The 26,599-nt window shown below is 71.9% G+C and carries 23 protein-coding genes; 2 read left to right on the top strand and 21 right to left on the bottom strand.

Annotated features, from left to right (window positions below; all coding sequences use genetic code 11):
- Window positions 1–150 precede the first annotated feature (150 nt).
- The 10 genes from AB0C28_RS31870 to AB0C28_RS31825 all read right to left on the bottom strand — a co-directional run bounded on the left by AB0C28_RS31870 (window position 151) and on the right by AB0C28_RS31825 (window position 11,568).
- Window positions 151–2,025, bottom strand: a complete 1,875-nt coding sequence (locus tag AB0C28_RS31870) for an ABC transporter ATP-binding protein (RefSeq protein WP_358079688.1) — start codon at window positions 2,023–2,025, stop codon at window positions 151–153.
- Window positions 2,022–2,912 (bottom strand): ABC transporter permease, encoded by an 891-nt coding sequence (locus AB0C28_RS31865; protein WP_358079686.1) that lies wholly within the window; start codon window positions 2,910–2,912, stop codon window positions 2,022–2,024. The genes AB0C28_RS31870 and AB0C28_RS31865 overlap by 4 nt, the downstream gene beginning before the upstream one ends.
- A gap of 4 nt (window positions 2,913–2,916) precedes the next feature.
- On the bottom strand, window positions 2,917–3,822 hold the full coding sequence (locus AB0C28_RS31860; RefSeq protein ID WP_358079684.1) for an ABC transporter permease: 906 nt from the start codon (window positions 3,820–3,822) through the stop codon (window positions 2,917–2,919).
- Entirely contained in the window at window positions 3,819–5,426 is a 1,608-nt protein-coding gene (locus AB0C28_RS31855) for an ABC transporter substrate-binding protein (RefSeq protein WP_358079682.1), read from the bottom strand. The genes AB0C28_RS31860 and AB0C28_RS31855 overlap by 4 nt, the downstream gene beginning before the upstream one ends.
- A complete protein-coding gene (locus tag AB0C28_RS31850) occupies window positions 5,423–6,517 on the bottom strand; it encodes an LLM class flavin-dependent oxidoreductase (RefSeq protein ID WP_358079680.1) in 1,095 nt (364 codons plus the stop codon). The genes AB0C28_RS31855 and AB0C28_RS31850 overlap by 4 nt, the downstream gene beginning before the upstream one ends.
- Window positions 6,514–7,554: an LLM class flavin-dependent oxidoreductase gene (locus tag AB0C28_RS31845; protein WP_358079678.1), complete on the bottom strand. Its 1,041-nt coding sequence runs from the start codon at window positions 7,552–7,554 to the stop codon at window positions 6,514–6,516. Before AB0C28_RS31845 ends, AB0C28_RS31850 begins: the two co-directional genes overlap by 4 nt.
- Window positions 7,551–8,726, bottom strand: coding sequence for an LLM class flavin-dependent oxidoreductase (locus AB0C28_RS31840; RefSeq protein ID WP_357858933.1), 1,176 nt, complete (start codon window positions 8,724–8,726; stop codon window positions 7,551–7,553). Before AB0C28_RS31840 ends, AB0C28_RS31845 begins: the two co-directional genes overlap by 4 nt.
- Window positions 8,723–10,042: an NtaA/DmoA family FMN-dependent monooxygenase gene (locus tag AB0C28_RS31835; RefSeq protein ID WP_358079676.1), complete on the bottom strand. Its 1,320-nt coding sequence runs from the start codon at window positions 10,040–10,042 to the stop codon at window positions 8,723–8,725. The genes AB0C28_RS31840 and AB0C28_RS31835 overlap by 4 nt, the downstream gene beginning before the upstream one ends.
- A 43-nt stretch (window positions 10,043–10,085) precedes the next feature.
- Window positions 10,086–10,598: a flavin reductase family protein gene (locus tag AB0C28_RS31830; RefSeq protein WP_346111894.1), complete on the bottom strand. Its 513-nt coding sequence runs from the start codon at window positions 10,596–10,598 to the stop codon at window positions 10,086–10,088.
- 355 nt (window positions 10,599–10,953) lie between these two features.
- On the bottom strand, window positions 10,954–11,568 hold the full coding sequence (locus tag AB0C28_RS31825) for an amidohydrolase family protein (RefSeq protein WP_358079901.1): 615 nt from the start codon (window positions 11,566–11,568) through the stop codon (window positions 10,954–10,956).
- 314 nt (window positions 11,569–11,882) lie between these two features.
- On the opposite strand from AB0C28_RS31825, the gene AB0C28_RS31820 reads away from it, so the two are divergent.
- Complete coding sequence (locus AB0C28_RS31820) at window positions 11,883–12,722, top strand: PaaX family transcriptional regulator C-terminal domain-containing protein (RefSeq protein WP_357858923.1); 840 nt, start codon at window positions 11,883–11,885, stop codon at window positions 12,720–12,722.
- A 61-nt stretch (window positions 12,723–12,783) separates the two neighbouring features.
- Here the strand turns inward: AB0C28_RS31820 and AB0C28_RS31815 are convergent, their stop codons facing one another.
- From AB0C28_RS31815 to AB0C28_RS31800, 4 genes are read right to left on the bottom strand one after another with little or no spacing between them, the layout of a single operon-like run.
- On the bottom strand, window positions 12,784–13,680 hold the full coding sequence (locus AB0C28_RS31815) for a carbohydrate ABC transporter permease (RefSeq protein WP_357858920.1): 897 nt from the start codon (window positions 13,678–13,680) through the stop codon (window positions 12,784–12,786).
- Window positions 13,677–14,633, bottom strand: coding sequence for a sugar ABC transporter permease (locus AB0C28_RS31810; RefSeq protein ID WP_357858917.1), 957 nt, complete (start codon window positions 14,631–14,633; stop codon window positions 13,677–13,679). Before AB0C28_RS31810 ends, AB0C28_RS31815 begins: the two co-directional genes overlap by 4 nt.
- A 1-nt stretch (window position 14,634) precedes the next feature.
- Window positions 14,635–16,008: an extracellular solute-binding protein gene (locus AB0C28_RS31805; protein ID WP_357858914.1), complete on the bottom strand. Its 1,374-nt coding sequence runs from the start codon at window positions 16,006–16,008 to the stop codon at window positions 14,635–14,637.
- A gap of 12 nt (window positions 16,009–16,020) precedes the next feature.
- Window positions 16,021–17,886 carry a beta-L-arabinofuranosidase domain-containing protein gene (locus tag AB0C28_RS31800; RefSeq protein WP_358079674.1) on the bottom strand — a complete coding sequence of 622 codons (1,866 nt, stop codon included), beginning with the start codon at window positions 17,884–17,886 and terminating at the stop codon, window positions 16,021–16,023.
- 292 nt (window positions 17,887–18,178) lie between these two features.
- On the opposite strand from AB0C28_RS31800, the gene AB0C28_RS31795 reads away from it, so the two are divergent.
- Window positions 18,179–20,092 (top strand): Ig domain-containing protein, encoded by a 1,914-nt coding sequence (locus tag AB0C28_RS31795; protein ID WP_358079672.1) that lies wholly within the window; start codon window positions 18,179–18,181, stop codon window positions 20,090–20,092.
- 165 nt (window positions 20,093–20,257) lie between these two features.
- On the opposite strand, the gene AB0C28_RS31790 is transcribed toward AB0C28_RS31795, so the two are convergent.
- From AB0C28_RS31790 to AB0C28_RS31760, 7 genes are all read right to left on the bottom strand, one after another.
- Window positions 20,258–20,575 (bottom strand): antibiotic biosynthesis monooxygenase family protein, encoded by a 318-nt coding sequence (locus tag AB0C28_RS31790; RefSeq protein ID WP_357858907.1) that lies wholly within the window; start codon window positions 20,573–20,575, stop codon window positions 20,258–20,260.
- A 24-nt stretch (window positions 20,576–20,599) separates the two neighbouring features.
- Window positions 20,600–21,940, bottom strand: a complete 1,341-nt coding sequence (locus tag AB0C28_RS31785; protein WP_358079670.1) for a lanthionine synthetase LanC family protein — start codon at window positions 21,938–21,940, stop codon at window positions 20,600–20,602.
- A gap of 264 nt (window positions 21,941–22,204) precedes the next feature.
- Window positions 22,205–23,125: an ABC transporter ATP-binding protein gene (locus AB0C28_RS31780; RefSeq protein ID WP_358079668.1), complete on the bottom strand. Its 921-nt coding sequence runs from the start codon at window positions 23,123–23,125 to the stop codon at window positions 22,205–22,207.
- Window positions 23,101–23,991 carry an ABC transporter permease gene (locus tag AB0C28_RS31775; RefSeq protein WP_358079666.1) on the bottom strand — a complete coding sequence of 297 codons (891 nt, stop codon included), beginning with the start codon at window positions 23,989–23,991 and terminating at the stop codon, window positions 23,101–23,103. Before AB0C28_RS31775 ends, AB0C28_RS31780 begins: the two co-directional genes overlap by 25 nt.
- The gene (locus AB0C28_RS31770) at window positions 23,988–25,052 is read right to left on the bottom strand and encodes an ABC transporter substrate-binding protein (protein WP_358079664.1); all 1,065 of its coding nucleotides are present in this window, start codon (window positions 25,050–25,052) and stop codon (window positions 23,988–23,990) included. Before AB0C28_RS31770 ends, AB0C28_RS31775 begins: the two co-directional genes overlap by 4 nt.
- Window positions 25,053–25,369: 317 nt before the next feature.
- Window positions 25,370–26,050, bottom strand: coding sequence for a hypothetical protein (locus AB0C28_RS31765; RefSeq protein WP_358079662.1), 681 nt, complete (start codon window positions 26,048–26,050; stop codon window positions 25,370–25,372).
- Window positions 26,043–26,567 carry a hypothetical protein gene (locus tag AB0C28_RS31760; RefSeq protein WP_357858889.1) on the bottom strand — a complete coding sequence of 175 codons (525 nt, stop codon included), beginning with the start codon at window positions 26,565–26,567 and terminating at the stop codon, window positions 26,043–26,045. The genes AB0C28_RS31765 and AB0C28_RS31760 overlap by 8 nt, the downstream gene beginning before the upstream one ends.
- Window positions 26,568–26,599 lie beyond the last annotated feature (32 nt).

The following is a 26,599-nucleotide window of genomic DNA, read 5'->3' as shown; positions in this document are numbered from 1 at the left end:
TGCCGCCGATGACGCCGGGATTGTCGGGATTGCGGCACGACGCACAACGAGCTGGTCAGCGAGGTGATCGGCGGGGCGGGTGGTCGGGTGCAGTGGATGTGCGGGGCGGGCTCGGCGCAGGGTGGCCGGCTCTGGACAGGGTGGTGGCTGTTACGCCGGGCGGGCGGCGAGATCGGGCACCGCCTCGGTGGCGGCGGGCAGGCGGGGTACGGCGGCGACCAGGTCGCGGGTGTAGGGGTGGCGGGGGCGGGAGAACACCTCGTCCACGTCTCCCTCCTCCACCACCCTGCCGTCCTTCATGACCAGCACACGGTGGGCGAGGTGGTGGACGACGCCCAGGTCGTGCGAGATGAACAGCAGCGCCGTACCGTCCTCGGCCTGAAGGTCGGCGAGCAGGTCGAGCACCTGCGCCTGGATCGAGACGTCGAGCGCGGAGACGGGTTCGTCGCACACGAGCACGTCGGGGCGCGGGGCAAGGGCGCGGGCGATGGCGACGCGCTGGCGCTGCCCGCCGGACAGCTCCCTGGGGTGGCGGGCGGCCGTCTCGGGCGGCAGGCCAACGCGGGTCAGCAGCTCCAGTACGCGGGCACGCCGCTCGGCCCGCCCGCCCGTTCGCAGCGGCTCGGCGATCAGGCGTCCGGTGGTGTGGCGGGGGTCGAAGGAGTCGAGGGGGTTCTGCGAGATGAGCTGGATCCTGGGCCGGAACGGGCGCCGCCGGCGTTCCGGCAGGGCACTCCACGGCTGCTGGTGCAGGGTGACATCGCCTTCATCGGGAGTCAGCAGGCCGAGAGCCAGGCGGGCGAGCGTGGTCTTGCCCGAGCCCGACTCACCGACGATTCCCAGGGTCTCGGCGCGATGCAGGGTGAAGGAGACGTCGTCGACGACGCGGCGAGGACCGTACGAACGGGACAACCCGGTCGCCGCCAGCACCGGCGCGGGACCCGGACCTGGCGCCTGGACGGCGGACTCCGGCGTGGGAACGACGCGGCCCCTTTCGGTGGCGCGGGTGCGCTCGGTGCGGCCGGTGACGCCGGCCCTCTCAGCTACGCCGGACCCCTCGGCGACGTGACCTCCGGTCGCGCGGCGGGTGCCGGTGGTGAGGCGGGTGCCTCGGGAGGAGGCGGACGGGACGGCTGCCAGCAACGAGCGGGTGTAGGCGTGTGCCGGTGCCGCCAGCACGTCGCGGGCCGGGCCCTGTTCGACGACCTGGCCGTCCCGCATGACCAGGATGCGATCGGCGATCGACGCCACCACGGCCAGGTCGTGGCTGATCAGCAGCAACGCCGTGCCCGCCGCCTTCCGCCCGGCCAGCAGGCGCAGGATCCCGGCCTGTACGGTGACGTCGAGCGCGGTGGTGGGCTCGTCGGCGATGATCAGCGCGGGAGCGGCCGCGATGGCGGAGGCGATGAGCACCCGCTGCCGCAGCCCGCCCGACAGCTCGTGGGGACGCTGTCCCGCCCGCAGCGCCGGCTCCGGTACGCGTACCGACTCCAGCAGTTCCAGCACCCGCTCCGCCCGGTGCGCCCGGGGCACCACGTCGTGGGTGGTCAGCACTTCGGCGATCTCCGCGCCCACCGTCCTGAGGGGGTCGAGAGAGACCAGCGCGTCCTGGAGGACCAGCCCGGCGAAGCCGCCGCGCAGCCGCCGCCAGTCCCCCGGCCGGAAGCGGAGCGCGTCCCTGCCCGAGATCGTGAACGCGGACGCCCGCACGCGGGATCCCGGACCCGCCAGGCCCAGCAGGCTGCGGGCGGTGACGCTCTTTCCTGAGCCCGACTCCCCCACGATCGCCACGCACTCGCCTGGGGCGATCGAGAGTGACACGCCCCGCACCACCTCGGTCGCCCCGAAGCTCACCCGAAGGTCCTCGACGGCCACGAGCGGGGACGACGAGACGAGCGCGCTCGTGGAGGCGGGCGTCTCCCCCGCCGTCGGCGCGGCGGGGGACTCCACCTCCGGTGGGAGCGCGCGAGTGGGATGCGCTCCGGTGCCGGCGGCCCGGGCGTTCGCGTTGTGGGTGGTGGTCATGCGGGCGGGGTCCTTCCTTCGAAGCGGCGCTGGAGACGGCGGCCGGCGACCGTGAGGCAGGCGACGGTCAGCGTGATCGCCAGGCCAGGGAACAGCGCCTCCCACCAGGCCACCCGCAGGTAGTTGCGGGCCTCCGAGAGCATCGCGCCCCACTCGGCGGCCGGGGGCTGCGGGCCCATCCCGAGGAAGCTCAGCCCCGAGCTGGCGATGACGGCCCCGCCGAGCCCGATCGTGGCCAGTACGGGGATCGGCCCGAGCACGTTGGGCAGCACGTGCCCGGCGGTGATCGCCAGGCGGGAGCGGCCGAAGGTGAGGGCCTGTTCGACGTAGCCGGAGCGGCGGACGACGAAGGTCTGCGCGCGGATCACGCGGGCGTAGTTCGGGATCTGGGCGACGGCGATGGCGAAGATGACGTTCCCGGTACCGGGGCCGATGATCGCCACGATGAGCAGGGCCAGCAGCAGCTCGGGCAGGGTGGACAGGACGTCGAACGAGCGGGCCAGGGCCTCGTCCAGCCACTTGGGGGACAGCCCGGCGGCCAGGCCGAGCAGCACACCGGCGGTGACGGCCAGGACCGTGGCCGCCACGCCGATGCTGATGGAGTGCCGGGCTCCGTACACGACCCTGGACAGCACGTCGCGGCCGAGGTGGTCGCTGCCGAACCAGTGCTCACCGCCCGGAGGCGCGAGAGCGCGCAGCGGGTCGGCGGCCAGGGGGTCCGCGGAGGCGAGCAGGCCCGGCGCCGCCACGGCGACGGCGAGCAGCACGAGGACGGCGACCGGGAGCAGCACGCCCAGCGACGGGACCACCCCGCCCGGCCACCGCCCCTCCCCCAGCGGCAGCCGCCGGGCCGCTTCTGGTCCGTGGGTCGAGGTGGGTGCGGTCATGGGGTCAGCCTCGGATTCGGGGGTCGATGGCGCGGTAGGCCAGGTCCAGAAGGGTGCTGATGGCCACGTACACGACCGCCGACAGCAACACCACCGCCATCACCACCGGCATGTCCCGCCCGGTGACCGCGTCCATCGCCACCCGCCCGAGCCCCGGCCGCCCGAACAGCACCTCGGTGATCACCGCGCCCCCGAGCAGGGTGCCGGTGAACCAGCCGGCCAGCGTGACGGCGGGGATCAGCGCGTGCCGGAGCGCGTGCCGGGCCACGAGCGCGCGTTCGGTGAGCCCGCGCGCCCTGGCGGTGACCGCGAACGGCTGCTCCAGCGCCCGTTCGAGACCACCCCGCAGCACCTGGCCGAGCACCCCGGCGATGGGCAGCCCGAGTGCGAGCGCCGGCAGCACGAGCGCCCGCGGCCCCGCGGCTCCTGAGACGGGGAACCAGCCGAGCGTGAACGAGAACACCGACAGCAGCACGATCCCGATGAGGAACGGCGGCACCGACACCGCCACCAGCTCGGTCGCCGAGGCCGCGCCACGCGCCGCCCGCCCCTTACCGGCGGTGAGGAGGGCGATGAGGCCGGCCAGCGTCACGCCGGTTCCGGCGGCGGCGAGGGTGAGTTGCGCGGTGGGCCCGACCTGGGTGGCCAGGATCTCGCCGACGCCCCGCTGCAGTTGGTACGACCGCCCGAGGTCCCCCTGGACGAGCCGCCACAGGTAGGACAGGTACTGGACGATCTCGGGCCGGTCGAGCCCCCATTCGCGGACGATGGCGGCCCTGATCTCGGGCGTGTCGGCCCCGTCGCCGACCAGGATGTCCACGGTGTCGCCCGGCGCGAGCAGCAGGGCCACGTACGAGGCGGTGGCGGCGGCCCACAGGACGGCCAGCCCGGTGCCGAGCCGTTTGATCACGTCTCGATCCGCACGTCGTACGCGGACGCGGGGGTGCCGGAGGCGGGGTCGAACCCGAGCCCGCGCACGCTCTTCCTGGCCGCGATCTGGTCGGCGGGCACGTAGATCGGGAAGACGATCGCCTTGTCCCGCACCACGACCCGCTGCACCTCGGCGTAGAGCTTCGCCCGCCGCGCCTGGTCGGAGCTGGAGCCGGCCTCGGCGATGGCCTTCTCCACCCCCGCGTCCGAGTAGTGGGTGCGGTTGAGCGCGCCCTTGCCCGGCAGGAGGAGGTTGAGCGCGGCGCCGGCGTCGGAGTCGCCGCGGGAGTTCTCGAAGATCTCGTACGCGTCGTCCTCGACCGCCTTCTGCGCCGTCCCGGTATCGACGATCTTGACCTGGAAGTCGATGCCGGCGTTCTGCTTGACCTGGGCCTGGATGGCCTGGGCAAGGACGTCGCGCCGGTCGCGTACGTAGGCGGAGGCGGCGACCGTGCGCACGCTCAGCCGCCGGCCGTCCTTGACCCGGTAGCCCTCGGCGTCGCGCTGCCGCCAGCCGGCCTGGTCGAGCAGCGTGTTGGCCTTGGCCACGTCGCCGCCGAACGAGCCTTCGAGCCCGGCGTCGTAGAAGGGGCCGGCCTTGCCGATGACGCTCCAGGCCCTGGTGGCGGTGTCCTGGTAGACCGATTTCAGTACCGCGTCCACGTCCACGGCCTCGCGGAACGCCTCTCGTACGCGCTGGTCGTCGAACGGGGGATGCGAGGTGTTGAAGTAGTAGGTGAAGGCGGTGCCGGAGTTGAGCGCGGTCTGCAGGGTGAGGTCGGGGTCGCTCTTGATCAGCCCGGCCTCGGTGGCGGGGACGCCCTCGATGACCTGCACCTGGCCGGAGGTGAGCGCGCCGACCCGCACGGCCGCCTCGGGCAGGAACCGGTAGGTGACTTCCGCCAGGTGGGCGGGGCCCTGGTGGGCGGCGCCGGCGGGCGGCCACTTGTAGGCGGGGTTGCGGCGGTAGTGGATCTCCTGGCCGGGCACGTAGCGGTCCAGGATGAACGGCCCGGTGCCGACCAGGTCGGGCCCGCCGAACTTCAGGTCCTTGGCGCCTTTCAGCGACTTCGGGGAGATCTGCCCGGCGTAGGGCGAGGCGAGGAAGTCGAGGAAGAGGCCGTCCGGCTCCTTGAGGGTGATCCGCAGCGTGGTCGGCGAGACCACCTCGGCCTCCTCGAACGCCCGTAGCTGGATGGTGGCCACGGCGGCGTTGTAGCCCTCGACCTTGAACTGGTCGAGGTTGGCCTTCACCGCGGCGGCGTCGAACCTGGTGCCGTCGTGGAAGGTCACGTCGTCCCGTAATTCGAGGGTGTAGGTCAGCTCGTCGTCCGACACCTGCCACGACTTGGCCAGCCATGGCTGGAAGGAGCCGTCCTTGGCCCGTGACAGCAACGCGTCGAACTGGTTGAAGACGAGCAGCCTGACCTTGTTCTGCGACCACTGCTGGGGGTTGAGCGTGATCGGCTGGGTCTCGACGGCCCAGGTCAGGCCGGTGGGCGCGGCTTCCTCGGCGGCCGGCGCCGAGCCGCAGGCGGCCAGCGTCACGGACGCGAGGAGCAGGGCGGTGGTCAGGCGCTTCACGGGCGGTCCCAGGCTTCGGCGAGCAGCTCGTACGAGCGCACCCGATCGTCGTGGTCGTGGGTGATGGTGGTGACGAGCAGTTCGTCGGCCCCGGTCACGCGGCGCAGCGTGCGCAGTCGCTGCACGACCTGGCTGGGGGTGCCGGTGAACTGGGTGTCGACGCGGTCCTTGACCAGCTCGACGTCCTCCCGGCTCCACTCGTGGGCGGCGGCCTCGGCCGGGGAGGGGAAGGGCATGGCGCCGGCGCCGGTCCTGATGCTGCGCACCCACAGGGCGTAGGGAGAGGCCAGTTCGCGGGCCTTGGCCTCGGTCTCGGCGACGACGGCGTCGGCGGAGACGATGACGTACGGCTCCGCCAGGTCGTCCGACGGCTTGAACGCCTCCCGGTACGCCTCGACGGCCTCCAGCACACTGGACGGGCTGACGTGGTAGTTGGCCGCGAACGGCAGTCCGTGCTCCCCCGCCACCTGCGCGCTCTGGCCGCCGCTGCTGCCGAGGATCCACACCTCGACGTCGGCGCCCTCGCCGGGGACGGCGTGCGCCTCGTGCGTGCCGGCCAGGAAGGCGAGCACGTCGTCGATCTGCCCGGCGAAGTCGGGCGTCTGCGCGCCCGGCTGCTGGAGCAGGGTGGCGTAGTGGGCGAGGTGCGGGTGCTTGGCCAGCCGGGAGAAGTCGAACGGGGGCGGGATGAGCAGCCCGTCCACCGTCCGCGCCTGGGGTGGCTCCGCAGGAGGGGTCGCGGCGGCGAGTTCGGCGCGGCGCTGGCCCGAGCGGCCGATCCCCAGGTCGATCCGCCCCGGGTGCAGCGCGTCGATGAGGCCGAACTGCTCGACCACCGACAGCGGCGTCTGGTGCCCGAGCTGCACGGCCCCCGACCCGACCCGGATCGTCGAGGTGGCGGCCGCGATGAGCGCGATGAGCACGGCGGGCGCCGAGCTGGCGACGCCGGGCGCGAAGTGGTGCTCGGCCAGCCAGTAGCGGCGGTAACCTGCCGCCTCGGCGCGCCGGGCCAGATCGATGGAGTTGCGCAGCGCGTCGGCGGCGCTCTTCCCCGAGGAGATGGGGGCGAGGTCGAGGATGGACAGCGTCATGAGGCTCCTCGGGCTTCGGGGAACGGCCGGCTCGGGATCTCGGCGCGCAGCACGGGCGCGATCTCGGCCTGGAACAGCTCCAGCGTGGCTCGGTGCTGGGCGGGGGTGAGCCCGTCGGCGTCGGCGTGCAGGTGCATGACCTCGTGCCCGAACCGCTTGTGGTAGCGCAGGACCTTGTCGATGATCTGCTGCGGGCTGCCGACGAGGATCGAGCTGCGCTCGATCGCGTCCTCCAGGGTGGGGAAGACGATCGGCAGGCCCAGCCTGCGCTGCAGCGCCACGCGGGCGTCGAAGATCGGCCGGTACGTGGCCACGGCCTCCTGCGAGGTCGGGGCCGCGTAGAAGCCGGCGGATCCGGCGCCGACCAGCGCATCGGCCGGGTCGTGGCCGTAGTAGGCCCAGCGTTCGCGGTAGTGCTCGATCAGCTCGGCGTACGGTTCGATCGGGTTGGTGACGTTGGCGGAGAACAGCGGGTCGCCGTAGCGGGCGGCCAGGTCGACGGACTCCTTGCTGGTGGCGCTGCCGTGCCAGACGCGGATGGGGCGTTGCAGGGGGCGCGGCCAGGTCTCGGCGTCGGTGAGCGAGGGCCGGAACCGGCCGCTCCAGGTGACCTTGTCCTCCCGCCACAGGCGGCGGAACAGCTCGTACGACTCCCGGTTGCGCTCCCACTGGTCCTCGGCGGTGACGTGGAACAACTGGGCCTGGGCCGCGCCGTTGCCCTTGCCGATGATGAGGTCGAGCCGCCCATCCGACAGGTGGTCGAGGGTGGCGTAGTCCTCGTAGGCGCGGACCGGGTCGAGCAGGCTCAGCGTGGTCACGGCGGTGAACAGGCGGATCGTGGACGTCTTGGCCGCGATGTGGCTGAGCACGACGGGCGGCGAGGAGGAGATGAAGGGGCGCTCGTGCCGCTCCCCCACGCCGTAGCCGTCGAAGCCCAGCTCCTCGGCCAGCACCGCGTTCTGGACGACCTCGCGGAAGCGTTCGGTGGCAGAGCGTTCGCCGGTGTGCGTGATCAGGGTGATGAGCAGGAACTTCATCGTGCCTCCGCGTAACGGCCGGCCGGGCGGGGCAGGCCGAGCAGCCCGCGCAGCGTGCCGGCCTCGTACCGGCTCCTGAACGCCCCCCGCTCGCGCAGTTCGGCGGTCAGGCCGGAGGCGATCTGCCACAGGTCGTACGGCACCGCCCCCGGCCGCAGCCGGAAGCCCTCGATGCCGGCCCGCCGCCACTCCAGCAGTTGATCGGCCAGTTTCCGCACGGTGCCGGTGAAGATCGCGGCGTCGGAGACGAACTCGGCCCCGTCCAGCTCGTCGAGGCGGGCCTTGCGGGCGGCCGCGTCGTCGCCGAGGAAGACGACGAGGTCGGCGAAGATCTTCAGCTCGCCGGACAGCCCCCTGACCTCGTCCACGATGGCGCGGGCGTGCTCGGCCGAGTGCGGGGTGACGAAGACGACGTCCGCGCTGGAGGCGGCGAACTCGTACGGCAGCCGCGCGTGCGCGAGCGCGGTCACCACTGGCTGTCCCTGCGGCGACCTGGGCGTGATGGAGGGCCCTCGGACCGAGAAGAACGGCCCGTCGAAGTCGATGTGGTGGAGTTTGTCCCGGTCGATGAAGCGGCCGGTGGGCACGTCCCTGATCTCGGCGTCGTCCTCCCAGCTGTCCCAGAGCCGCCGGGCCACCTCGACCGCGTCGGCGGCCTCGGCGAACAGGGCGCGCACGTGCGGGTCGGCGGACAGGTCCGCACCGCCGGGCCGGTTCAGCACCTGGTCGAGCGGCGGGAACTCCCTGCGGCCGAAGTGGCGGGCGTCGGAGGCGCGCACGGAGACCTGCGGGCGCCATCCGGCCCGCCCGCCGCTGACGTGGTCGAGGGTGGCGATGCCGATGGCGACGTGGAACGGCTCGGTGTGCGTGGTGGTGGCGGTCGGCACCAGGCCGATCCCCCGGGTGAGCGGGGCCAGGCGGGCGGCGAGCAGCACGGCGTCGAAGCGCCCGCGTACCTGGTCGGTGCGGTCGTCGTCGCCGTCGGGCAGGCTCGACTGGAGGCCGAGCGCGTCCTCGATCGTGACGAAGTCGAGCAGCCCGCGCTCGGCCTCGGCGACGAGTCCGGCCCAGTAGCGGGCCGAGAACAGCGCGCGCGGCGCGGCGCTCGCCTCGCGCCAGGCGGCCGGGTGCCAGCCCGCGCCGTCCAGGGCGGCGGCCAGGTGCAACGTCATGCCAGCTCCAGGTGTTCGCGCAGGGTGGTGCCGGTGTAGTCGGAACGGAACGAGCCGCGCTCCTGCAGCAGCGGCACGACGCGGTCGACGAAGTCGTCGAGGCCGCCCGGCGTCAGGTGGGGGACGAGGATGAACCCGTCGGCGGCGTCCCCCTGCACGTGCTCGTCGATCTGCCGGGCCACGGACTCGGGGGTGCCGATGAACGTCTGGCGGCCGGTCACCTCGATGACCAGCTCGCGGATGCTCAGCCCCTTCTCCTCGGCCAGCGCCCGCCACTTGGCGGCCACGGCCGCGCGGTCCTTGATCGGCACCCGTCCCTGGGAGACGCCCTCGTCCAGGTCGGGCTCGATGTCCGGCAGCGGGCCTTCCGGGTCGAAGGCGGACATGTCGCGGCCCCACACCTGCTCCAGGAAGGCGATCGCGGTCTGCGGCCCGACCTGCTGCCGCCGGATCGTGGCGGCGTTCTCGGCGGCCTCCGCCTCGGTGTCGCCGAGCGCGTACGTGACGCCGGGCATGATCTTGAGCTGGTGCGGCTCGCGGCCGTGCCCGGCCAGGCGGCCCTTGACGTCGGCGTAGAAACGTTTGCCCTCCTCCAGCGTGCCGTGCCTGGAGAAGATCACGTCGGCGGTGGCGGCGGCGAACTCCCTGCCCTCGTCGGAGTCGCCGGCCTGGATGATGACCGGGTGGCCCTGCGGGGCGCGGGGCAGGGTGAAGCGGCCCTCGATCGAGAAGTGCTCGCCCTCGTGCTGGACCGTGCCGACGGCGCCCTCCCGGACGAACCGCCCCGCGGCCTGGTCGGCGAGCACGGCGTCCGGCCGCCAGGAGTCCCACAGCTCGCGCGACAGGCGCACGAACTCCGCGGCCCGGGTGTAGCGGTCGGCGCGGTCGAGGTAGCCGCCGCGGCGGAAGTTCTCGCCGGTGAAGGCGTCGGAGGTGGTCACCACGTTCCAGGCGGCCCGGCCGCCGCTCAGGTGGTCGAGCGTGGCCAGGCGCCGGGCCAGCTCGTACGGCTCGTTGAAGGTGGCGTTGACCGTGCCGGCCAGGCCGAGCCGGCCGGTGACGGCGGCCAGGGCGCTGAGCAGGGTGAGCGACTCGGGCCGCCCGACCACGTCCAGGTCGTGGATGCGGCCCTTGAGCTCGCGCAGCCGCAGCCCCTCGGCCAGGAAGAAGAAGTCGAACTTGCCCCGCTCGGCCGTCCTGGCCAGGTGGGCGAAGGAGGCGAAGTCGATCTGGCTGCCGGAGCGAGGGTCGGCCCAGACGGTGGTGTTGTTCACGCCGGGGAAGTGGGCGGCCAGATGGATCTGCTTGCGGCTCATCGCGGCCGCTCCATGGGTCGGGTCACGCTTGGCTCCGGGGTGCTCAGTCTTCTGGATGCGGGAGGAACCGGCCGAAGCGGCCCTGGTGGTAGAGCAGCGGACGGCCTGGGTTGTGCGTGGTCACCTCGGCGACCAGCCCGACCACGAGGATGTGGTCGCCGACCTCGGCCGTCTCGTACGGCAGGCAGACCAGGTGCGCGGAGACGTCCTGGAGCAGGGGCGCGCCGAGCGGCCCCGGCCGCCAGCGGGTGGGCGGCGCGAACCTGTCGATGTTCTTGCGCGCGAACCGGGAGGCCACCTCGGCCTGGTCGCTGGCCAGGATGTTGACCGCGAAGTGGTCGGCGGTGCGCAGCCAGGGCCAGGTGGAGGAGGACTGGTCGACGTAGAAGGAGACCAGCGGGGGTTCGAGGCTGACCGAGGAGAAGGAGGTGGCGGTCAGCCCGACGGGGACGCCGTCGTTCTGGGCGGTGATGACCACGACGCCGCTGGCGTGCACGGCCAGCGCCCTCCTGAAGTGCTCGGCTTCGACGGCGCGGTCGGGCAGGGTGTCCGTCATGCCCGGCCCCTCCTCTCGGATGCGTGGCGGGCGGCCATGAACCTGGTTGAGATCACGGAGTCTGTTCCTCACGAAGAAGTGCGCGCTCAAGCGGCGCTGCGCGAGCGCGGGCGAGCGCGGGCGGAAGGGTTCGTCAGCGGAGCGTGGACGGCGTCGGCCACGCCGGAGCACGAGGGTGAAGGGCGGGCGGGGGCCGCGCCGCCGGCTACTGGTCCGTGATCAACGACACTGGGCGCTGGCGACGTGGCAGCAGTCCACGTGCGGGCGTCCGGTCAGGAGGAATCCCTGGCTCATGTCAACGACGCTAAGCCGCGATCCTCGATAAGTCAATATTTCCTACTGGTTTTGAGGGAAATCACAGAGGGAGTCCGGCGTACACCCTCGTCGCGTTGCCCGCGAGCACGGCGGCGGCCACCTCATCCGGCAGCAGCCCGGCCACCGCGCGGGCGTTGGCGGCGGTGCCGGGGACGCCCGGCCAGTCGGTGCCGAAGACGCACTTCCTGGCCAGCCGGGCCAGGTCGAAGCGGGCGTAGTACTCGGGCAGCCGCTTGGGCGGCAGGCCGGACAGCTCCAGCCAGACCGTTTCGTTGGACAGGGCCAGGAAGGCGGCCGCGTCGTACCACCAGCCGCGCCCGCCGTGGGCGAGCACCACGTTGAGCCCGGGGAAGTCGCGCACGACCGGGATGAGGAAGGCCGGATCGGCGTTCTCGTTGGCCGAGCCGGGGAAGGTGCTGGTGCCGCAGTGCACGACCAGCGGCACGCCCTGCTCCTCCAGCACGCGGTAGGCCGGGTAGAGCGCCGCGTCGTCGCAGCGGAAGCCGCCGTGGACGGGATGCAGTTTCAGCGCGGCGGCGCCGAGGGCGAGCTGCTTGCCTGCGCACCTCGGCGGCGAGCGGGAAGTGCAGGTGCGGGTTGACGTTCGCGACCGGGCGGAACCGGGACGGGTTGTGCTCGACGATCGGCAGCAGATCCTCGAACGCCTGCGTGCCGGTGGCCTTCGGGCTGTATTCGCACAGCAGCAGCGCCACGTCCACGCCCTCGGCGGCGAACAGCTCGTCCAGGCGGGCCGGACGGGGGCGGCCCTCGGCGTCCCAGACGTCCTCGATCAAGCCCTCGGGGCCGAAGTCGCGGGCCCAGCGCAGCCAGGCGGGCTTGAGGGTGCCGAGCACCGGCACGTGGACGTGGGCGTCGATGAGCGGCGTGCCGTCGAGCATGCCCCGTACATTACGCTCTACACAGCCGCCATGGACCGGCGGTGGTTTGTAGCACGTGAACGGAGCCCACATGACCCAGGGCGAGACGCGGGACAGAGCGTCGGCGGGAGCGCGTTCGCTGCTGCTGACCGTGCTCGGCGAGTTCGTCCTGCCGCGCGGCGGCGAGGTCTGGACGGGCACCCTGGTCACCGCGCTGGGCGCGCTCGGCGTCGAGGAGAAGTCCGCCCGCCAGGCCCTGTCGCGCACGGCCGCCGAAGGGCTGCTCGGCTCCGCCCGCCACGGCCGCAGGGTGCGCTGGAGCCTGACCCCGGCCGGCGACCGGCTGCTGCGCGAGGGCACCGAGCGCATCTACGGCTTCATGCGCGGGCCGCACGACTGGGACGGCCGCTGGCTCGTGCTCACCGCCGGCGTGCCGGAGTCGCAGCGGCGGCTGCGTCACCGCCTGCGCACCCGGCTCACCTGGCTCGGGCTCGGCTCCCCCTCCCCCGGCCTGTGGGTGATCCCCGACGCCTCCAAGGAGGCCGCCGTCCGCGAGGTCGTGCGCGAACTCGACCTAGGCGACCGCGTCTTCGCCTGGACGGGCCCGTCGGCCGGGATCGGCGACCCGGCCAGGCTGATCACGGCCGCGTGGGACCTCGGCGACGTGGAGAAACGCTACCTGGCCTTCATCGAGCGCTTCGCGGGCGTCACGGCGGCCACCGGCCGGGAGGCGTTCGTCAACCAGGTGCGCATCGTCCAGGAGTGGCGCCGCTTCCCGTTCCTCGACCCCGACCTGCCCGCCGAGCTGCTGGAGCACGACTGGCCGGGGCCGAGGGCCGCGGCCGTCTTCCACGACCTGCGCAACCGCTGGCACCGCAGGGCGCAGGCGGAGTGGGACACCATGGACGGCGAGGCGGGCGCGCGCCCGTAGGACACTCTACGGCTACTCGACGCCGCGCCGGCCGTCTGTCGCCGGTCCTCAGGACCGCTTCTCAGTTCTTGATGCCGGTGAGCGTGACCCCCTCGATGAAGTAGCGCTGCAGGAAGAAGAACAGGGCGATGATGGGCGCGATCACGGCGGCGGAGGCGGCCATCAGGTATCCCCACTGGGTGAGGTACGTGCTCTGGAAGGAGGCCAGGCCGAGGGAGAGCGTGTACTTCTCCTCGTCGTTGAGATAGAGCAGCGGCCCGAGGAAGTCGTTCCACGTGCCGATGAAGGTGAAGATCGTCACCACCACGATCGCGGGCTTCGACAGCGGCATGACGATCGTCCAGAAGACCCGCCACGGCGAGGCCCCGTCGATGTAGGCGGCCTCGTCCAGCTCGAACGGGATCGTCAGGAAGAACTGCCGCAGCAGGAACACGTTGAACACCCCGCCGCCCGCGCCGGCGAACCAGCTCGGCACCGTGAGCGGGACGAACGTGTCGAGCGCGCCCAGCTCCTGCCACATCACGAACGTCGGGATGAGCGTCACCGCGTACGGCAGCATGACCCCGCTCAGCAGCACCGCGAACGCCACGTTCCGGCCCCGCCAGCGCAGCCGGGAGAAGCTGAAGGCGGCCACCGAGCAGGTCAGCACCGTGCCCAGCACGCTGATCACCGCGATGATCACCGTGTTGACGAAGTACAGCCAGAACGGCTGCGCCGTGAGCGCCTCGGTGAAGTTGTCCCACTGGAACGGCGACGGGATCCACTCGGGCGGCGCGATGAACATCTGCGCGTCCTGCATGAGCGCGCTGCGCACCAGCCACACGAACGGCAGCAGTGTGGGCACGGCCCCGGCCACGAGCGCCACGTACAGCAGCGGCTTGCCGAACCTGCGCGGCCGGCGCGGGCCGGCGACCGGGGCGACCCGCGCGGTGCGCGGCGGCGTTTCCAGCGCGGTCATCGGGCTCCCGCCATCTCGTAGTAGACCCAGCGGCGGGCGTTTCTGAACAGCAGGAACGTGATCACCACGATGATCATGAACAGGACCCAGGCGAGCGCACTGGCGTAACCCATCTCGCTCTCCTTGAACGCCATCCTGAACAGGTAGTAGACGTAGAACAGCGTGGCGTTGTTGGGGCCACCCTCGGTCATCACGTACGCCTGGTTGAACACCTGGAAGGTGCCGACCACGCCCACCACGAGGTTGTAGAAGATGGTGGGCGTCATCATCGGCAGCGTCACGTGCCAGAAGCGCCGCCAGGGGCCGCCGCCGTCGATCGAGACCGCCTCGTACAGGTGCCGCGGCACCCCTTGCAGGCCGGCCAGGAAGATGACCATCGTGTTGCCGAAGCCCCAGGTGCTCATCACGATCAGCGACGGGATCGCCATCGCCTCGTCGTAGATCCACTGCCCGGCCGGCAGCCCGGCCTGGCGCAGCAGCGAGTTGAGCAGCCCGAAGTCCGGGTTGAAGATCCAGATCCAGAGGACCACGTTGGCGATGGCGGGCACGAGCGTGGGCAGGTAGAAGATGGTCCGCCAGATCGGCAGCCCGCGTACCTTCTGGTTGAGCAGCATGGCGACGGCGAAGGAGACGATCAGGACGAGCGGGACCGCGCCGAGCGTGTAGTACGTGGTCGCGCTCAGCGACGTCCAGAACAGCTCGTCGTCCACCAGCTCGGTGTAGTTGCCGAGCCCGATGAACGACGGCGAGCCGCCCACCTGCCAGTCCGTGAGGCTGAACACGAGCGAGGCCACCATCGGGCCCGCCGTGAAGATCACGAACCCGAGGATCGCCGGGAGCGCCATGAGCAGCCCCCAGCGCCGCTCCATGCGGCGCTGACCTGACAGGCGCTTGTTCGGCGGGCGTTCGTTCGGCGGGCGCGGGCCCGAGGGGCTCCGCTGGGTGTCCGGCATGTCACGGCTCCTGGACGTGCTGCCAGCCCTGCAGCATGCCGGTGATCTTCGGGCTGACCGCCTTGAGCACCTCCGCCGCGGGCCGCTTGCCCGACTCGATCTCCTGCAGCGCGGGGGTGAGCACGTCGCTGGAGATGGCGGACAGGTTCTTGACCCGGTTGCGCAGGTCGGGCACGCCGTGGTCGCGGGCGTAGTCGACGACCGCCGTGCGGAACTCCGGCGGGTGGCCGTCGTTCTTGGTCCAGGAGTCGATGGCGGCCTGGTCCTCGTAGTACTTCTTCTCCTGGGGCATCCACAGGCCCTGCTCGTACAGGTCCACATACTGCGGGTCGATGTGGAAGGCGAACAGCTCGACCGCCTCCTCCACGTGCTTGGTCGTGCTGAACACCGAGGAGGCGCCGGCGACCTGGGAGGTGGTGAACGGCTCGGCGTACTTGGGCAGCACGCCGATGCCGTAGTCGACCTTGCTCTCGTTCATGTCGAGCAGGCTCCAGTGGCCGTCCACCACCATCGCCACCCGCTTGGTCTTGAGCAGGATGTTCGTGCCCGGCACGTCGTCGCCGGTGGCCGCGAGCTGGCCGGGGCCGGGGGCGACGCGGTGCTTGTAGACGAGGTCCTGGAGGTTCTGGAAGACCTGGATCGCCTCGGGGGTGTCCAGCAGGCACTTCTTGCCGGCCTCGTCGGCGAAGTCGGCGCCGTTACTGCGCAGGAAGCCGTACCAGGCGGCGGCGTAGGTGAGGCTGATGGAGATGCCGAACTGCCTGACCTGCTTGGGGTCGAAGCCGGACTCGTCCGGGTGCTTGCCGTTCTGGTCCACGGTGAGCTTGTAGGCGTTCTCCACCAGCTGGTCCCACGTCCAGGCCGAGGAGGCCACGGCGGGCGGGGTGGCGGCGCCGGCCGCCGCGATGGCCGACTTGCTGTACCAGAGCAGCTCGATCTCGTTGGCGGTGGCCACGCCGTGCAGCTTGTCCTGGCCGTACCAGAGGTAGGCGTCCGGCAGGTAGCCGGCCAGCTGCGGATATTTCTGCAGGTACGGGAACAGGTTGACCAGGTTGCCCTGCTCGGCCAGGCGGAACGACATCGACATGGGCACGTACCCGAGGTCCGGGGTGTTGCCGCCGGCGACCAGGCTGTTGAGCTTGACGTCGTACTCGTCGGGGGTGAAGACCGGCTTGACCTTGATGTCCTGGTTCTTCTGCTCGAAGGACTTGAGCATCTTCTCGACGGCGGCCTTCTCGAACGTCGAGCCCCAGTACATGAACTGCAGCTGCGTCGATCCGGCCGCGCCCGTCCCTCCGCCCGAGCCGCAGGCGCTCACGCCGGCCGCTCCCAGGGCGGCCAGGGAGCCCATTCTGAACAGGTCTCTTCTCTTCATGCGTGCGTGTCCTTACGCGAGGGGTGTCCAGACCCGCATGACGCCGCCGTCGCGGTTGTCCCACTGGTAGTAGGGGACGGCCACGGCGGTGGTGGGGGCCGGGAGGCTTTCCGGGGGTGCGGTGCCGTACGGCAGGCCGTCCGGCGGGGCGGGAGGCAGGCGGACGGCGTCCGCCTCGATGAGCACGGTCCTGCCGACGCCGGGCAGCTCGCGCTCGACGGCGCGCAGCCGGGAGTCCGGGGTGAGCGCCAGGTCGTCGAGCTCGCCGTCCTGGTCGATCTGCTCGAAGCAGTAGACGAGCGGGCCGCGCTCGATCGCGGCGCAGCCGCGCAGCGCGTCGATCTTGCGGTGCGGCAGCACGAGCCTGGGCGTCATGTCCAGGTCGAGGGTGAAGGTGTCGCCGGTACGCCAGTCGCGCCGGATCTCGGCGTAACCGTCGGCGTTGGGGGTGAGCTCGCCCGGGGCGCTCCAGGCGGGGACGCGCAGCTTGAGCGTCCACTCCCCGCCCGGCGTGTCGCGGACGGTGAAGCGGACCCGGCCGTCCCAGGGGTAGTCGGTCTCGACGGCGAGGGTGATGCCGCCGGCCCGGATGGTGCCGGGCACGTACTGGTGCACCGACAGGCCGTCGTCGTCGGTGGTGGCGACGTAGTGGCCGAGTGAGGCGACCAGGCGCATGATGTTCGGCGGGCAGCAGGCGCAGGCGAACCACTCCCTGCGCCGGCCCAGGTAGGCGTCCTCGAACAGGTCGGCGCGGCGCTGCAGCGGGTTGACGTAGAAGAAGCGCACGCCGTCGGCGGAGGTGGAGGCGGCGAAGGCGTTGTAGAGGGTGCGCTCGATGAGGTCGGCGTAGCGGCCGTGGCCGGTGGCCAGCAGCAGCCGCCAGTTCCAGTGGATGCTGGCGATGGCGGCGCAGCTCTCGTTGTAGGCGCGGTCGGGCGGCAGCTCGTAGCGCTCGCCGAACGCCTCTCCGTCGTGGCGCGAGCCGTGGCCGCCGGTGATGGCGGTCTTGGTGGCGACCAGGTCCTCCCAGCGCCGCACCGAGCAGGCCAGCAGCGTCTCGTCGCCGGTCTCGACGGCCACGTCCACCACGCCGGCCTCCAGGTAGAGCTGGCGTACGGCGTGCCCGACGGCGGTGTCCGCCTCGCGTACGGGCAGGTGGTCCTGGGCGTAGAGCGGCCCGAGGCCGGTCTCGGCGATCAGGCCCCGGCCGCGGTTGTCGATCAGCTTGCGCGCCAGCTCCAGGTAGGAGCGCTCCCCGGTGTGCCGGTACAGCTCGACCAGGGCCGTCTCCACCTCGGCGTGCCCGTCGATGGCGTCGTCGCCGTCCACCAGGAAGCGCTGGACGAGCAGGTCGGCGAAGCGGCGGGCGACCGCCATGAGCTCCTCGCCGAGGCCGGCCCGCGCCGCGGCGACCGCGGCCTGGATGAGGTGGCCGGCGCAGTACATCTCGTGGCTGTACTCCAGCTCGGTCCAGATCTTGTCCGGTTTGACCATCTGGTAGTGCGAGTTGAGGTAGCCGTCGGGGCGCTGGGCGCGGGCGAGCAGCGCGGCCGTCTCCGAGACGAAGGCGCGGTAGCCGTCGCCGGGCAGCCGGCCGTGCTCCCAGGCGACCGCTTCGAGCTGCTTGTACAGGTCGGAGTCCTGGAAGCGGAAGCCCTGGAAGGAGCCGGCGCTCTCGCCCGCGGCCAGCCGCAGGTTGGGCACGGCCCCCGACTTCTCCATCTGCTCCAGGCCGAGCGGGATGCCGGCCTCCCTGTTGATCCGCTGCCAGCGCCCGAACGGGCCTCCTTCGATCTCGACGTCGTCGATGCCCAGCGGTCGCTGTACGCCGGTGGAAGGTGCCAGCGGGCCGCGGACGCGGTCCGTGCGGTCAGACATCGCGCTCCCTGTGACTGGGAAGAGGTTTTCTCGCCGAAATGTAGGATGTGATACAGCACTAGTCAATAGTCCCAGCGTGTGCGGCGTATCTCGGTCGGCAAACGATTGCCTTTCCTTGCCCCCGTCGTCCGCCCGCCGGCGAGCGTCCCGATGCCCGAAAACCTTTTCCCAATAGTGCTAATTGCCGTTTGCTGCAACATCGCAGGACGGCCTTGACAGACGCCTCCTCCTGGGTTTTGCTTCCGAAAACCTTTCAGTTTTTTCGCCCAGAGGACCCGGAGAAAGGCTCCCCATGAGACGACTGGCCACCGTGGCCGCGTTACTCGCGTCCTTCCTCGTCGCCGGCACCCCGCCGCCCGCCCACGCCGCTCCCACCGCGCAGGTCGTCGACCTGTTCGGCCGGACGGTCAACTCCTACGGCGTCAAGCTGGTGGACTGGCAGGGCTACCTGGCCAACCCGTACGTCGAGCTCACCGTCAGGCCGCCCGCCGACGTGCGCTTCCCCGTCACGATCGACCTCAAGGCCGAGGGCACCTCCCGGCTGATGATGGACCTGCCCAGCCGGCTCACCGCCACCGGCGCGACCAAGACGCTGACGTTCGCGAACGCCGCGGAGTCCAGGATCTTCCGCCTGGCCATCCACTCCAAGCGCGGCCCAGGCGCCGACGAGCAGCACACGCTGCGGCTGGCGACCAGGGACGCGGGCGGGGCGACGTACGAGCAGTCGATGCCCATCCACGTGCAGCAGGACGAGAAGACGGCGCTGCAGCCGTCACTGCCTCTCGCCTTCGACTATCGCCACGACACCATCACCGGCTACTTCGGCGACGCCGCCGTGCGCACGGCCGCCGAGGAGGCGGTCAAGGACTGGTTCCGCTTCTTCGACATGGAGCCCTTCGACACCGTCGCGGCCGGCGCCGAGCCGAACCACCTGCCGGGCAACGACTGGCAGAACACCGTCAACGTCACCAACGCCTCCGCCTACAACGGCATGTACGTGCACTTCCGGGGGATCCAGACGCCGTACTCGACCGGTTACCCGGCCGCCAACGGCCGCTACAGCACGCGCGGCGGCAGGCAGGTCGCGGGCCCGCTGCACCGCTCGACGGCGATGATCCTGGAGTACGACGAGGCGAACAAGCAGCTGTTCACCTCCCTGGCCGACGAGGACTGGTACAAGACCGACATCCAGGGCTCGGTTCTCGATGTGCACGGGCTCGTCATGCACGAGTACGGCCACGCGGTCGCCTTCCACAGCGACTGGGCCGGGATGCGCTCGTACGTGGCCGGCGGCGGCAACGATCCCGACGTGGTGGCGTACCAGGGCCGGGCCGTGCCGCTCGACGGCAGCTACCACATCCCCGGCGACCAGCCCTACTGGGACCGGCTGAGCGGGCAGAGCGGCGGCTGGAACCACCTGTTCCCCACCCGCAGGTGGATGCTGACCAAGCTGGCCTTGCTGGTGGCGGAGAACGCGGGCTGGACGCTCAACCGCGACCTCACCCCGTTCCTCGAACCGTCGATCACCACCACCTCACTCCCCCAGGCCACGCCCGGCTCCGCCTACCGGCAGACGCTGGCCGCCAGGGGCGGCGTCCCGTTCTACGACTGGCAGGTCACCGGCGGCTCGCTGCCCGCCGGGCTCTCCCTCGACCGGTTCACCGGCGCGATCACCGGCACCCCCACGGCGGCGGGCGCCTTCACCTTCACCGTCCAGCTCAGGGACTACGACCGGCTGAGCACCCCGGTGAGCAGGACCTTCACGCTCACGGTCGGAGCCGGCGGCGCGACGAACCTGGCCGCGTCCGCCACTCCGTCGGCCTCCCACACCTCCGCCTGGGAGAGCGTGGCGGCGCTGAACGACGGCATCGACCCGCCCTCGTCGAACGACACGGTCAACCGCCGCTGGGGCACCTGGCCGCAGACCGGCACGCAGTGGGCCGAGCTGACCTGGCCGTCGGCGCGCACGCTGCGCTCGGCCGAGGTGTACTTCTTCGACGACGGCCAGGGGGTGCGGCTGCCCGCGTCGTGGAAGCTGCAGTACTGGAACGGCAGCACGTACGCCGACGTGCCCGGCACGTATCCGATCGCGCTCGACCGCTACAACCGGGTGACGTTCGAGGCCGTGAGCACCACCAGGCTCAGGGTGGTGCTGCAGAGCGGCGCGGCGTCGGTCGGGCTGCTGGAGGTGAAGGCGTACGCTTGACGACCGCCCGCGTCGGCGAGTGCGTGCGCCTGACGGTCGCCGGCGTCGGCGAATGCGTGCGCCTCAGAGCGCCTGACGCCGGGACGGCCGCCCGCCGGAGTGTCTGAGCGCGGCCGGGTCAGGCCCCTGAGGAGATCAGACCTGAGGAGATCAGACCCGAGGGGATCAAGCTGATGAGGGGGCCAGGCCCGCGCCGCCGAGCAGGTCGAGCTCGATCATCTCGGCCGACTTGACCAGCCGGAACGCCTCGGCGGCCTCCGAGCTGCCCCTGACCTGCGTGAGCGCGGCGTCGAGGTCGGCCTGGCTGCGCCACACCTCGGTCACCCAGACGGTGTCGGGCGCGTCGGTCTGCCGGTTGACCAGGTACAGCTCACAACCGGCCTCGCCTTCCAGGCGGGTGGCGGCGGTCAGGAGGAGGTCGGCGAGCTCCTGGCCCCGGCCGTCCTGGGCGATGAACTTTCCGTAACGGGCTTGTCGGGTCACGGCGCCGAGCCTATCGGGCGCCGGTCAGTCGCCCGCGAACAGGGAGGACGGGAGCGGGATGGCGGGGAACGGGTTGTCGGGCAGCAGGACGACCCGGCGCGGGTGCTCCGCCTGGCCGGCCGCGTCGAGGTGCAGCAGGGCCGTGCCGATGCCGGCCGCGCCGACCATGTAGCCGGTGTCGGCCGTCACCTCACCGGGCCGGAGCCGCCGGTACGCCTGGTACCAGCGGTAGCCCTGCCCGTTGTGGTCGGTGGCCCGGCCGATCAGGTCGGCGGCGAGCGTGCGGGCGTATTCGAGGTGGCGCTCCTCGCCGGTCGCGGCCCACAGCCCGGCGAACAGCTCGATCACGCCGGCCGTGCCGCAACACTGGCAGGCGACGTTCCAGTAGCCCTCGGTACGGCGTCGCGGCACCCCGCTGCTCACGATGCCGTGCGCCAGCCGTCCCGCCCACTCCAGGTCGCCGGGGTCGCCCGCCACCCGGTAGAGCTCGTAGAACATCCTGGCCACGCCCGCCGAGCCGGAGCAGAACCCGAGGTAGTGCAGGTCGCGGGCCTGCGGCACGTGGTGCGGGACGACCGCGCAGGCGCCGGTCACGTGGCTGACCTCGCGCACGAAGGCGGCGCCGCTGCGCGCGGCGTGCAGGAAGCGGTCCTCGCCTGTTACGCCGTACAGGCGGGCGAGCAGGAACGCGGTGCCGGACGTGCCGGCCAGGAAGCCCGGCGTGACGGCGTCGACGGGCAGGTCGGCGCAGTCGCCGAAGCGGTGGCCGGGGACGGGCAGCCGGGCGATGCGCCGCCCGGCCTCGACCGCCGCCTCCTCGTACGCGGGCACGCCGAGGTGGGTGGCGGCGCGGAGGAGCCCGAGGATGATGCCGCCCTCGCCGCGCTGCGCCGGGTCCCGCGACCACTGCACCCCGTCGCCCGAGCTCTGCTCCACGCCCCGGCGGACGATGAGGTCGGCGATGGCCGCCGCCTCCGCCTCGAACTCGGCCTCGCCGAGCGTCCAGCCGGCCTCCATGAGGGCGATCATGACGCCGGTCAGGCCGTGGTAGAGGGTGAGGTCGTCCTGCTCGCGCCAGGTGGCGGCGAGCCGGCGGGCGCCGGCCCTGGCATCCTCCAGGTAGGCCTCGTGTCCGGTGGCGGTGGCGAGTTCGAGGAAGAACAGCACGATGCCGGCCGCGCCCGAGTAGAGAGACCAGGGCTCGGAGGTGACCGCCGAGGCGCCGCGCGCGTCGGGGTTGGCCAGCCAGCGCCGGCCGTGCTCGTCGTCGATCGCGGCCGACCTGATCCACCTGCCGGCCATGATGGCGGCGGTCAGCGGGGAATCGGCGCGGGCGCTCGACGCGCGCATCTCCTCGAGACTCATGCCCTTATTTTCCCATAGGTTGAGTAGGAATACTGGGAATTCTGGGATTTCGTGCAGTCACCCGGCGGCTTCGGCGGACCGTACCAGTATGGCGGCATCCCACCGCTCCGCCGATCCCGCCGCCGCCATCGTCTCGTCACCGTGACCCGTCACGATCATCCTCCATCGCGATCCGCCTCCTTCCGTCCGTACGGCCAGCCACTACGGGTTGCCATCTCACGACATCTACCGCCACAACGTCCGTTCTCACACACTGACCCGCCGTCATGGGCGGCCGTCTTCACGAACGGCCGCATCGCGGGCGGGTGCGTCGCGGTCGTCGCCTGTCACGCCCAAGGCTCGCAGCAGGACGGCTCTGAGCTCGGCGTGGCTCGCGCCGCCGTCGAGTCGCTGTTCGGTCGCGATCCTGCCGTCGTCCAGGACGAGCACGCGGTCGGCCAGGGCGATGGCCTCGTCCACGTCGTGGGTGACCAGGAGCACGGACGGGCGGTGCTGCTCGTACAGGCGGCGCAGCAGGGCGTGCATCTTGAGCCTGGTCAGCGCGTCGAGCGCACCGAAGGGCTCGTCGGCCAGGAGCAGGCGGGGCTCGCGTACCAGGGAGCGGGCCAGCGCGACGCGCTGCTGCTCGCCGCCGGACAGCTCGTTCGGCCAGGCGCGCTCACGGCCGGCCAGCCCTACCTCGGCCAGGCTCTCCCGTCCGCGCCGCTCGGCGCCCGGGGGCAGGCCGAGGACGACGTTCGGGAGCACCCGCTGCCAGGGCAGCAGCCTGGCGTCCTGGAACACCACCGACACCTGATCGGGCACCTCGACCGTGCCTCCGCTCACCCGGCTACCCGGCCGGACGCCTGTTCTGTCGTGTGCCCGGTCATCGGACCGCCCGCCCGAGCCGCTTCCCGAGCCGCTGTCCGACCGGCCGCCCGATCGGACACGTGTCCAGCCGCGTGCCCCACCGGTCCGGCCGCCTGTCCGGCTGCCCTGACGACGGCTCGAATGGCCGTCCGTCAGGTCGCCGTCCAGGCCGGCCAGGGCGCGCAGCAGGGTGCTCTTGCCGGAGCCGCTGCGGCCGAGCAGGGCGACGAACTCGCCGGGCGCCAGCTCCAGGTCCAGCCCGTCGAGCACCGCCCGCTCCCCGTAGACGCGGGTCAGGCCCTTGACGCGGGTCAGCTCGCCAGCGTGCGCCGCCATGACAACGCCCTCCTCTCCACGATCCGCACCGCGGCGTCGGAGAACAGGCCGAGCAGCCCGTACAGGACGAGGCCGACGAGGATGACGTCGGTCTGCCCGTACGTGCGCGCCAGATCCATCATGTAACCGATGCCGCTGGTGGAGTTGATGAGCTCGGCCACCACCAGGAACAGCCAGGCCGTCGTGACCGCGAAGCGCAGCCCGAGCAGGAAACCCGGCAGCGCCCCCGGCAGGACCACCTTCCCGATGAACGCGCCGCGCCCGAGATCGACGGTCTCGGCCAGCTCGACGTAACGGCTGTCGATGCCGCGCAGGCCGTTGTGCGTGTGGATGTAGATCGGCACGAGCACGCCGACGGCGATGACGGTGATCTTCATGCCCTCGCCGATGCCGAGCCACAGGATGAGCAGCGGCATCAGCGCCAGCGACGGGATCGCCCGCTTGATCTGCACGGGCCCGTCGATGACGGCCTCGCCCCAGCGGCTGAGCCCGGAGACGAGCGCGAGCACCAGCCCGAGCGGCACGCCGATGGCCAGGCCGAGCGCCACTCGGCCGACCGAGGCCAGCAGGTTGTCCTGGAGGCGGCCGGTCCCGGTCAGCTCGGCGGCGGTGCCGATCACGTCCCAAGGCGGGGACAGGAAGCGCGGGTCGAGCCAGCCGGTGGCCGAGGCGGCCGTCCAGAGGGCGAGCAGCAGGAACGGCCCCAGCAGGAACCCGAACCTGATCCGCCGCCCCGGCCGCAACCGGCGACGAGTTCGCGAGCGGGCGGGGGCCGCGGAACGGTCGTCGCGCCGGGAGTCGCCCCCAGGCTCGGCGGCACTCCCAGCGTCGGGGCCGGAGTCGCGGGGTGAGTCGAGGAGGGTCATCGGGCACCGCCGCCGATCGCCTCGGCGCCGACGGCCTGGTAGCGCAGGTCGTACAGGTCCTGGGCCTTCAGCGGCGGGTTGCCCGTCTCGGCGGCCAGGATGTCGATGGTCTCCTGGTGCCTGGCGATGGCCTGGGACCAGTCGGCCGGGATGTCGGGCTCGCCGGCCAGCTCGATGAGATACTGCCCGTCGGCGGCCGTGAGGCCCTGGTCCTTGACGTAGTAGCCCTCGATCCACTCCTTCGGGTGCTCGTAGACCCAGCGGGCGGCGCGGGCCCAGGCGGCGACGTATTCACGGATGGCGGCGGCCTTGGCCGGGTCCTGGAGGGTGGCCGTGCGGACGTAGAGGTGGCCGGGGTCGTCGCGCAGCCCGTGGGCGACGGTCGTGGCGCCGTCCCTGCCGAACTTGGCGGTGTAGCGCTTGATGTTGACGCCGCCGATCGGCGCCACGTCGACCTGCCTGGAGGCCAGCGCGTTGGGGTAGACGTCGCCGGTGCTCGGCAGCTCGACGAGGGTGACGTCGTTCTTGGTCAGTCCCGCGTGCTTGAGCACCTTGAGCACGAGCGCGCCCTGGGCCTGACCGGGGCTGTAGGCGATCTTCTTGCCGCGCAGGTCGGCCAGGGTCCGCACGTTCACGCCGGGGGCGATGCCGAGCTCGTACGTGGGGTGGGTGAGGGGGTCCTTGCGGAACCTAGAGGCGACGATCTTGACGGGCAGGCCGGTCCAGTTCGCGTGGATGGGCGGGATCTCCGCGACCGCGCCGACGTCGAGGGCGTCGGCCCTGAACGCCTCGCTGGTCTGGGGGCCGCCGCTGAGGTTGGCCCATTCGACGTCGAACGAGAACTTGTCGATCTCGCCGGACAACTGGAGCGCCACCTTGGTCGGAGGGTCGCCGATGATCAGCTTGGTGCCGGCGGGGACGGTGGCCGGCAGCGGCGCGTCGGCGGCGAGGGCCGCTTTCCCGCTCTCTGGGGCGGCGCAGGCGGTCACGAGGGCGATCAGGACGGTCGCGGCGAGCGCCGCCGGTCCTCTCGCGGCAGGTCTCTGGGAGGGGGCAGACATGTGGCTGGTCCTCTGGGGGTCGTCGCGGACAGGGGTGTTCGGCCCGTACGGGAGGGTGCGGGCGGATCGTTCCACTCTGTGATCAGCGACACTGCGCGCTGGTGACGTGACCGAAGTCCACGTGCGGGCGCCGGGTCAGGCGAAGGCCCTGGCTCATGACCATGAAGCTACGAGCCCCGAGCCACTAAGTCAACATTTCCTACCAGATATACATGATTTGATCGCGCAAGAACCGGCGCAGGCTTACCGACCGGCACGGACGTTCCCAGAGAGGATCGGGGTCGGTCCGCATGCGGGCCGGTCGGAGAAGCCGCTGGTCAGTCGGCGTGCAGGCGGTGGAGGTCGGCGAGGTTCTGGCGGTAGAAGGCGAGGTCGCTCTCCAGCTTGGCCCGGGTGAAGCGGCCGGGCGCTGCGTCGCGGGCCGAGCGGCCCATCTCCGTCCAGAAGGACTCGGGATCCGGCCCGTCAGCGCCCGCGTCGCCCTCGGGGACGAACTTGAGCGCCTCCGCGATGGCGTCGGCGGCGAAGGACCAGTCGGCGGCGACGGTGTCGAGCCCCTCCGGGTCGGACGGGTCCTCGGCGAGCAGAAGACCGCCTTCCAGAGCCCTGCTCGCGTACGTGGACGCGACCAGCACCCACTGGCCGGGGTCGAGCAGCGCGCTCAGCCCCGTGCCGAACGTCGCCTCCGCCTGCCTGGCCGTCTCCTCCGCCTCGTAGGGGACGAGAACCTCGACGCCGCCGGCGCGCACCAGCCAGCCCTCGCTCCCGTCGGCGACCGCCGCCTGCTCGGAGCCGCCCGGCGCCACCAGGTCGAGATAGACGTACGCCTCCACGAGGCTCCGCGCCGGCCCCGGCCCGTCAGCACCGTGTTCCAGATCGTCGATAAGGCGGGGGTCCGGGCCGTCTCCCAGGCGGGGGTCCGGCCCCTGGTCCGGGTCGCGGCCGGGGACTTGGCGCCGAGGGTCGGGCCCGGGGTGCTCGGGGTCGTGATCAGGCATGCCGGGCCGCCAGATCGCGATAGGAGTCGCGGACGATCAGCAGCCGGTCGAGCCGGAACCTGCCGGGCTCGGCCGCGCGCACCTCCCGCCCTCGCGGCGACCAGAACCCGTCGTCGGGCACCGCCTCCGCTCCCGGCGGGATGAACTTGACGACCTCCTCCACCGCCGCGGCGGCCACCGCCAGCGTGCGTCTGGCCTCGGCCTCGTCGTCCACCGGCACGTTGCCCGCGGTCAGATCGGCCACCCACATCCACTCCCCCGCGTCGAGCAGCTGCGACCGCTCCTGGCCCCCGAAGGTCGGGTAGCCCGCCGGCATCACGGGGCGCTCGGGCAGGCCGAAGACGAACTCCCTGTCCCTGCCGCACTCCCCGCAGACGCCGCTGTAGCGGTTGGCCGGCCCGTCGGCGGCGCCGACGATCCCGCTCTCCCAGGTCGTGTCCACCGAACCGCAGGTGCATGGGTGCAGGTCGAGGTAGAGGTGGGCCTCATCCCTCGTCCGCGCTACCGCGAAGGTCATCTCCGTCTTCTCTCCTCGGGGTGTGGTCGGGG

Source organism: Nonomuraea sp. NPDC048892, assembly GCF_040649735.1.
Classification (GTDB): Bacteria; Actinomycetota; Actinomycetes; order Streptosporangiales; family Streptosporangiaceae; genus Nonomuraea; species Nonomuraea maheshkhaliensis.
This window is presented reverse-complemented; position numbering and strand designations above follow the sequence as displayed.